Origin of the sequence: Acidovorax sp. HMWF029, from assembly GCF_003060895.1 — a bacterium.
Classification (GTDB): Bacteria; Pseudomonadota; Gammaproteobacteria; order Burkholderiales; family Burkholderiaceae_C; genus Acidovorax.
In genome coordinates this window covers 1-7,352 of record NZ_QAIH01000282.1, presented here as the reverse complement: position 1 = coordinate 7,352, position 7,352 = coordinate 1, and the positions used below count along the sequence as shown (strand labels likewise).

General features: G+C 65.3%; 4 protein-coding genes. 1 reads left to right on the top strand and 3 read right to left on the bottom strand.

The genetic code is table 11. The features are described 5' to 3' along the window. Positions 1-242 precede the first annotated feature (242 nt). The 3 genes from DBR12_RS19605 to DBR12_RS19595 form a co-directional block, all read right to left on the bottom strand. Entirely contained in the window at positions 243-3,476 is a 3,234-nt protein-coding gene (locus DBR12_RS19605) for an efflux RND transporter permease subunit (RefSeq protein WP_108618767.1), read from the bottom strand. Between the two features lie 28 nt (positions 3,477-3,504). Beyond that, on the bottom strand, positions 3,505-4,767 hold the full coding sequence (locus DBR12_RS19600) for an efflux RND transporter periplasmic adaptor subunit (protein WP_108618766.1): 1,263 nt from the start codon (positions 4,765-4,767) through the stop codon (positions 3,505-3,507). Positions 4,768-5,235: 468 nt separating this feature from the next. Next, on the bottom strand, positions 5,236-6,117 hold the full coding sequence (locus DBR12_RS19595) for an alpha/beta hydrolase (protein ID WP_199226732.1): 882 nt from the start codon (positions 6,115-6,117) through the stop codon (positions 5,236-5,238). Positions 6,118-6,309: 192 nt separating this feature from the next. Here DBR12_RS19595 and DBR12_RS19590 point away from each other — a divergent pair, with 192 nt between their 5' ends. Then, complete coding sequence (locus tag DBR12_RS19590) at positions 6,310-7,227, top strand: LysR family transcriptional regulator (RefSeq protein ID WP_108618765.1); 918 nt, start codon at positions 6,310-6,312, stop codon at positions 7,225-7,227. The last annotated feature ends 125 nt before the right edge of the window (positions 7,228-7,352 follow it).

Sequence of the window (7,352 nt, the reverse complement as noted above, 5' to 3'; positions counted from 1 at the left end):
CGCCCGCATGCGGGGCGGGGGCCACGGGCTGGGTCATGCAACCGGCCAGCACCAGGGCGGCGGCCAGGGGCGCTAGCAGGCTGCGCTTGCGCACGGCAAGGGCACTGTCGGTGGAGTTCTTCTTCAATAGCAAATCGGTCATGGTTGATCTCCTGCCCCAGCCGATGCTCCCGCTGCAACCGGCAGCGTGGACTTCGTGGAGCGAGCATTCAGGGCCACAAAGGTGGTTGTGGTCGTGAGCATCATTCGTGCTCCTTGCGGGGCGCAGCCAGCACCGGCTGGCCCATGCCACCCCCGTGGGGCGCCTGCGAGATAGGCGCCACGTGCGCGCCATGCTCCACCAGAGGGCGGTTGCCCGCCAGCTTGCGCAGCAGCACGTAGAACACGGGCGTGAGGAACAGGCCAAAGGCCGTCACCCCGATCATCCCGGCAAACACCGCCACGCCCATGGCACTGCGCATCTCGGCGCCCGCGCCGGTGGACAGCACCAGGGGCAGCACACCCATCACAAAGGCCAGCGAGGTCATCAGGATGGGGCGCAGCCGCAGGCGGCTGGCCTCGATGGCGGCCTGCACAGGGGTGCGGCCAGCAAACTCCAGTTCGCGCGCAAACTCCACGATCAGGATCGCGTTCTTGGCCGACAGCCCCACCAGCACGATGAGCCCGATCTGCGTGAACACGTTGTTGTCGCCCTTGGTGAGCCACACGCCGGTCATGGCGGCCAGGATGCCCATGGGCACAATCAGGATGATGGCGATGGGCAGCGTGAGGCTTTCGTACTGCGCGGCCAGCACCAGGAACACCAGCAGGATGGCCAGCGGAAACACCAGCACAGCCGAATTGCCCGCCAATATTTCCTGGTACGTCAGCTCGGTCCACTCGAAGGTGATGCCCTGGGGCAGCGTCTCCTTGGCGATGCGCTCGATGGCCGCCTGCGCCTGGCCGGAGGAATAACCGGGCGCAGGGCCGCCATTCACGTCCGCCGCGAGGTAGCCGTTGTAGCGCATGGCGCGCTCGGGGCCGAAGCTAGGCTCCATCTTCATCAGGGCCGACAGCGGCACCATCTCACCCGTTGTGGAGCGCACCTTGAGCAGGCCCACGTCTTCCGCCCGCGCCCGGTAGGCCGCATCGGCCTGCACGCGCACGCTGTAGGTGCGGCCGAACTGGTTGAAGTCGTTGGCGTAGAGGCTGCCCAGGTAGATCTGCAGCGTGTCGAAGATGTCCGTCACCGGCACACCCAACTGGCGCGCCTTGGTGCGGTCGATGTTGGCGTACAGCTGCGGCACGTTGACCTGCCAGCTGGTGAACAACCCCGCCAGCTCGGGCGTCTGGTAGGCCTTGCCCATGAAGGCCTTCACGGCGTTGTCCATGGCTTCGTAGCCCAGCGATGCGCGGTCTTCGATCTGCAGCTTGAAGCCGCCCGTGGTGCCCAGGCCCGCCACGGGGGGCGGCGGGAACATGGCGATGAACGCGTCCTGGATGCTGCCGAACGCCTGGTTCAGCTGGCCCGCCACAGCCCCACCGCTCTGGTCGGCGCGCGTGCGCTCGGCAAAGGGCTTGAGCGTGGCGAACACGATGCCGGAGTTGGAGCTGTTGGTGAAGCCGTTGATCGACAGGCCGGGGAAGGCAATCGCGTCTTCGACGTTCGGGTTCTCCTTCATGATCTCGCCCATGCGGCGGATCACGTTCTCGGTGCGGTCCAGCGTGGCGCCGTCGGGCAACTGCGCAAAGCCGATCAGGTACTGCTTGTCCTGCGCGGGCACGAAGCCGCCGGGCACGATCTTGAACAAGCCCACCGTGGCACCCACCAGCGCGAGGTAGATCACGAACATCAGCGCCTTGCGGCCGATGACGCGCTTGACGCCGCCACTGTAGGCCTCGGAGCCGCGGTGGAACAAACGGTTGAAGCCGCGAAAAAAGCCACCAAACACCTTGTCCATGCCGCGCGTGAGTGCGTCCTTGGGCTCGTTGTGGCCCTTGAGCAGCAGCGCCGACAGCGCGGGCGACAGGGTCAGCGAGTTGATCGCCGAGATCACCGTGGAGATCGCAATCGTGACCGCGAACTGCTTGTAGAACTGCCCCGTGAGCCCGCTGATGAACGCCAGCGGCACGAACACCGCCACCAGCACCAGCGCAATCGCGATGATGGGGCCGGACACCTCGCGCATGGCGCGGTAGGTGGCCTCGCGCGGGGTCAGGCCCGCCTCGATGTTGCGCTCGACGTTCTCTACCACCACAATGGCGTCGTCCACCACAATGCCGATGGCCAGCACCAGCCCGAACAGGCTCAGCGCGTTGATCGAAAAGCCCAGCAGGTGCAGCACGGCAAACGTGCCCACCACCGACACCGGCACAGCCAGCAGCGGGATGATGGACGCACGCCAGGTTTGCAGGAAAAGGATCACCACCAAGACCACCAGCGCAACGGCTTCGAGCAGCGTGTGGATCACCGATTGGATCGAGGCACGCACGAATTGTGTGGGATCGTACGCAATGCGGTACTCCACGCCTTCGGGCATGTTCTTCTGGATCTCGTCCATGGTCTTGCGCACATTGGCCGAGATGTCAAGCGCGTTGGAGCCCGGTGCCTGGAACACGCCCATGCCCACGGCCGGGTCGTTGTTGAGCAGCGAGCGCAGCGAGTAGTCGGCCGCGCCCAGCTCCAGGCGGGCAATGTCGCGCAGGCGAGTGACCGCACCATCAGCACCGGTCTTGACGATGATGTCGCCGAACTCTTCTTCGGTCTGCAGGCGGCCCTGTGCGTTGATGGACAGCTGCAAGTCCACGCCGGGCAGGCCGGGCGATGCGCCCACCACACCCGCAGCGGCCTGCACGTTCTGGCCACGGATGGCGGCCACCACGTCGCTGGCCGAGAGGCCACGCTGCGCGACCTTTTGCGGGTCGAGCCACACACGCATGGAGTAGTCGCCACCGCCAAAGATTTGCACCTGGCCCACGCCGCCAATGCGGGCGAGGCGGTCCTTCACGTTGAGCACGGCGTAGTTGCGCAGGTAGTCGATGTCGTAGCGGTTGTTGGGCGAGACCAGGTGGACCACCATGGTCAGGTCTGGCGCGCTCTTGACGGTGGTGACGCCCAGGCGGCGCACTTCCTCGGGCAGGCGCGGCTCGGCCTGCGAGACGCGGTTCTGCACCAGCTGCTGGGCCTTGTCGGGGTCGGTGCCCAGAGCAAAGGTCACCGTCAGCGTCATCACGCCGTCGGTGGTGGCCTGGCTGCCCATGTAGAGCATGCCTTCCACGCCGTTGATGGATTCCTCCAGCGGCGTGGCCACAGTCTCGGCGATCACCTTGGGGTTGGCGCCCGGGTACTGGGCGCGCACCACCACGGAGGGCGGCGCGACTTCAGGGTATTCGGAGATGGGCAGACCGCGCAATGCGATGAGCCCCCCGAGGAAGATGAGCACCGACAGCACCCCGGCAAAGATGGGGCGGTCGATGAAAAATCGGGAGAGGTTCATAGATTCAAATTCCGTGAGTCACTCTCGCTCAAGCAGCGGGCGACTTGCTGTTGTTCTTGGCTTCCTTGGGGTCGCTCACCAACTCGGCCTTCGCGGTCATGGGCACGGGCTGGGGGGCCACCACGGCACCGGGACGCACGCGCTGCAGGCCGTTGACGACGATGTTCTCGCCCGCCTTGAGGCCCGAGGTGACCACGCGCAGACCGTCAATCGGCGCGCCCAGGGTGACCTCGCGGTACTCAGCCTTGTTGCCCTCGCCCACCACCATCACGAACTTCTTGTTCTGGTCGGTGCCCACGGCACGCTCGTTGATGAGCAGCGCCTGCGTATTGCGGGCCTGCCCCATGCGGATGCGGGCAAACTGGCCAGGCATGAGAGCACCGTCTTCGTTGTCGAACACGGCGCGCACGCGCACCGTGCCGCTCCGGGCGTCCACTTGGTTGTCGATGAGCTGCAACTTGCCCACATGCGGCGTGCTGCCCGCAGTGCCGGTGCCCATCTGCACGGGAATACGTTCGATGAGCTGGCGCGCGCTGTGGCCACGCTGGCCGCTTTGCAGGTCAGCCAGCGCCTTCACCACGATCTGCTCGTCGGTATCAAAGCTCGCGTAGATGGGGCTCACCGACACCAGCGTGGTCAGCACGGGGGCACCCGCACCAGCCGCCACCAGGTTGCCCACGGTGACTTCGATGCGGCCCACACGGCCTGCCACCGGGGCGCGCACCTGGGTGTAGCCCAGGTTCAGCTTGGCGGTCTGCAGAGCGGCCTGGGCGGCGCGCAGGTTGGCATCGGCCTCGCGCTGGGCGTTCAGGCGCTCGTCATGCTCGCGCTGGGCAATGGCTTTTTCTTCCAGCAGGCGTGTGGCGCGCTCGAGTTCGCTGCGTGTGTACGACAGGCGGGCCTGCGCGGCGACCACCTGGGCCTCGGCGCGGTCCACTTCGGCGGCGTAGGGGGCGGGGTCTACCGTCACTAACAAATCGCCTTGCTTGACCAGCGAACCTTCGCGGAAATGCACGGCCTGCACGGCACCGGACACACGGGGGCGCACATCGACGCGCTGCACGGCTTCAAGTCGGCCGGAAAACTCGTCCCAAAGGGCGATGTCTTTTTGCAGCACGGCAGCCACCGACACCGGCATGGCGGGCGGCGCAGCAGGGGCGTTATCCGCCTGCGCCACGGGAGCCTGAAACACCAAAACAGCAGCCGCCACAGTGGCCGTCACGGCCGTGGCAAGGGTGGCCAGACCCAGGGGACGGCGCTGGGAGAACCTTGAGAGGGATGGGAAGTTCATGGTCACTTTCGATCAGTAGGGGTGCCCTTGTGGAGCACGCTTTGAAGCTTGTCCGCAGTGCGCTGGCGCCTGCGGGCTGTGCTCGGCAGGTGTCAATGCAAAGGGAGCGGAATGAAGTCTCGGCAATGACAAGGTGGAAAGGTCAATACCCCGGCGACAAACACCAGGGCGGCCTGCTTGCCACGGTCAAAAGTCGGTGCGGTCGACTGCGCTGTGACGCTGGCCGCAAACCAACGGGATCAGGGATGCATGCATGGTGTGTTCTTTCCTCCGTGTCGTTTGAATGGGTGGCGTGACCTCTGGAACGTGCAGGCAGGACAACGCCGGGCAAGCGTTTACCCTCCGGCACGCCGGGCCGGAAATCAAGGTGCAAAACGGGAATGGGGCTCGCGCCGAGCCCGCGTTTTTCTGCCTCCGCCACAGCGGAGGTCAGCAGCTTTCAGGGGTATGAGAGGGTGTCAGGGGCAGTCAGGAAGGCACCGGACATCGCGTGGCAGCGAAGAACTGACGGAACTGCTCCTGCGCACCTGCCGCACAAGGGCAGTCACGCGAACCCGTCTGCAGCAGGGCATCGGGCCACTGCGGGTTCTTGGAGAACACATGGCGGGTGACAGGCAGGCCTGCCGCCTCCAGTCGGGCCGCGTAGGCCAGCGCCTCGTCATGCATGGGGTCGGTGTCGCCCACCAGGATCAGCGTGGGAGGCAGCCCTGCCAGGCGTTGTGCACCAGCAGGCACGGCATAGGGATGCTCGGCATCGCGCGGGCAACGCAGAAAGTTGCGCCAGCCTTCGGTCCACTTGCAGCCCGTGGAATTACCCGTCGCCTCGCGCAGCGATGCAGTCCCAACACAAGGGTCCAGCATGGGCGACAGCAGAATCTGCCCCGCCAGCGGGGGGTGAGACTGGTCGCGTGCCATCAGTGCCACAGCAGCCGCCAGGTTGCCGCCAGCCTCTTCGCCTGCCAGGTACACGGCAGCCCCCTGCCCACCGAGTTTGGTGCGGTGCTTGTGCACCCACTTGAGCACGCCGTAACCCGTGTCCACCGGCTGCGGAAAGGGCGTAAGCGGATACGCTACCGACACCACCACGGCCCCTGCACTCTCGAGCAGCGAGGCGACCGTACAACCATTGTCCAGGTCACCCGACATGAAGGCCCCGCCGTGGAAGTGGACGACCACCGGTGATGCCTGACCGGTCTTCTTGCGGCCATACATGCGCACCGCCACGTCCTGCCCCTGGGCCACCTCAATGGTGGAATCGGCGCACACAGACGAAGCCGCCCCGGACGCCTTGGCGGGCGCCGCAGCAGGCTGCGATGGCGAAGATGACGAAGACGGGTGGTCGGGCTGCATGGCAGGTACCCAGTAGGTGGGTGGATAGATGAAAGGTCGGTTGACGATGGATGAAATGTAGTGGCTTGGGCCTTTCTGATAAACAGGTCAAACACCACCGCACTGTTTCCAAAAGCTCAACAATCAAACTGCGGTGCCCGTGTGAGAATTCTTCAGCACCCAATCTGGGTGCTGAAGACTCAAGGAGAAGCCATGGACCAGATTCAGGCCATGCGCATATTCGTGCGGGTGGTGGAGGCCGGCACGTTTACCCGGGCAGCGGATTCGCTCTCGCTGCCCAAAGCCACGGTGACCAAGCATGTGCAGGCGCTGGAGGAGCGCCTGCGCGTGAAGCTGCTCAACCGCACCACACGCCGCGTGACGGTAACGCCCGACGGCGCGGCCTACTACGACCGCACAGTGCGGCTGCTGACCGACCTGGATGACATCGAGGCCAGCATGACCAACGCGCGCGCCAACCCGCGCGGGCGCCTGCGCATCGATGTCGGAACGTCGGTGGCGCAGCTGCTCATCATTCCCAACCTGGCGGAGTTCCATGCGCGGTACCCGGACATCCAGGTGGATCTGGGGGTGAGCGACCGCATCGTGGACCTGATCGGAGACAACGTGGATTGCGTGATTCGCGGTGGCGAGCTGAGCGACCAGTCTCTGGTGGCACGGCGGGTGGGCAACCTGGAGTTCATCACAGTGGCATCGCCCGAGTATCTGGCGCGCAAGGGCACACCCACCCATCCGCTGGAGATCGAGGAAAAGCACACCAGCGTGATCTATTTTTCTCCGCAAAGCGGCCGGCACTACCCGCTGGAGTTTCGAAAAGACTCCGAATCCATCGATATCACAGGCCCCTACCAGCTGAGCGTGAATGAGAGCAATGCCTACGTAACCTCCATCGTGGCAGGCCTGGGCATTGGCCAGATCACGAGCTACCAGGCGGAGCGGCTCCTGCACAACGGCATGCTGGTACAGCTGCTGACCGATTGGACCCAGCCACCGCTGCCGGTGTATGTGGTGTATCCGCCCAACCGCCACCTGAGTGCAAAGGTCCGCGCGTTTGTGGACTGGACGGCCGAACTGTTCCAGCGCGAGAACCATCTGCAGCGCACAGCCTGACTCGCCCCGAGCTGATCCACGTTGACGCTGCTTGGATTCATGCCCGTCGCAAACGACGGGGCTGCCCTCAGTCTGTATGCTTGGCGCCATGAGCACCCCAGAGACCCCACCACCCGCCCCACCAG